This is a genomic window from Thiospirillum jenense, from assembly GCF_014145225.1.
Classification (GTDB): Bacteria; Pseudomonadota; Gammaproteobacteria; order Chromatiales; family Chromatiaceae; genus Thiospirillum; species Thiospirillum jenense.
In genome coordinates this window covers 1-1035 of record NZ_JABVCQ010000084.1, presented here as the reverse complement: position 1 = coordinate 1035, position 1035 = coordinate 1, and the positions used below count along the sequence as shown (strand labels likewise).

Annotated in this window: 1 protein-coding gene and 1 pseudogene; both read right to left on the bottom strand. The window is 40.7% G+C overall.

The window, feature by feature from the left end; translation table 11 throughout:
- A pseudogene (locus HUK38_RS14600) lies at nt 1-225 on the bottom strand (EAL domain-containing protein); the annotation flags it as partial.
- Between the two features lie 79 nt (nt 226-304).
- Nucleotides 305-970 (bottom strand): XrtA/PEP-CTERM system exopolysaccharide export protein, encoded by a 666-nt coding sequence (locus tag HUK38_RS14595; RefSeq protein ID WP_420825179.1) that lies wholly within the window; start codon nt 968-970, stop codon nt 305-307.
- Nucleotides 971-1035: the final 65 nt, after the last annotated feature.

Below are 1035 nucleotides of genomic sequence, written 5' to 3'. Positions count from 1 at the left end.
ATTATGAAAAAAAGCCCGTGTTAGATTAAGAAATGCTTGATGCTGACCAACCAGTTGTTCAATGCCAATATCAACAAATGCCGCTCGCAATAAATCGTGCGTCGCCGCATGTTCGTCATAAAACTCAGCGACCGTCGTGTGACCACTGCGAAACAATAATTCAAAGCCAATAATTTTTTCGTTGCGATCAAAAATCGGTTGCCGGCCAACATAGACTGGGTGCATTTTAAGTTCACTCACTGTATTCACCAATGGTTGTCCATGTTTCTTAGGTAGTTTAGATTGTAACCAAAGTTAATCAACATTAAAACCACGCTTCTGGAATAATGATGACGTCACCTGGCAACAAACTCAAGTTTGCTGAAATATCGCCATCACGAATAAGATCATTAATACGCAGTGCGTATGATTGCGGTTTATTTTTAAGAGTGCGCACCAAGACTGCTTTATTACCAGCGGCAAATTCAGTCAGTCCACCAACAGCAATCATAACATCTAATAAAGTCATGTGTTTGCGAAATGGCACGGCAAATGGTTTAGCCGCCTCACCAATGACACGCACTTGTTGACTTGATAAACCAGTAAAACCATTCACTGTGATCGTGACAATTGGCGCCCGTACATAGGTTGCGAATTGTTTTTCAAGATCACGCGCTAATTGAGAAGGCGTTTTGCCACTAGCAGGCATATCTTCCGCTAAACGAGTGGTCAACATGCCATCTGGGCGGACTGGCACACTACCAGATAATTCTTCAATTCCCCACACAAAAATGTCTACTATGTCACCTGGCGCAATTTGATAAAAATAATCTTTTTGTACATCAATTTGGCGTTGTTCTGGTGGCACTTCGCTATGTTGACTATGAAATAATCCACAGCTTGTTATCGTTATAAAACTAAAAAAAACAACCGTGATGCTCAAAGAGCGAATAATGAAACATGTGCTTATACTAGATGTTTTCAACTTCAACACAGGCAACCTCATGTACATGGCGTTTATTAAATAACACGGTATGTTGTTAATCATAGGGGAAG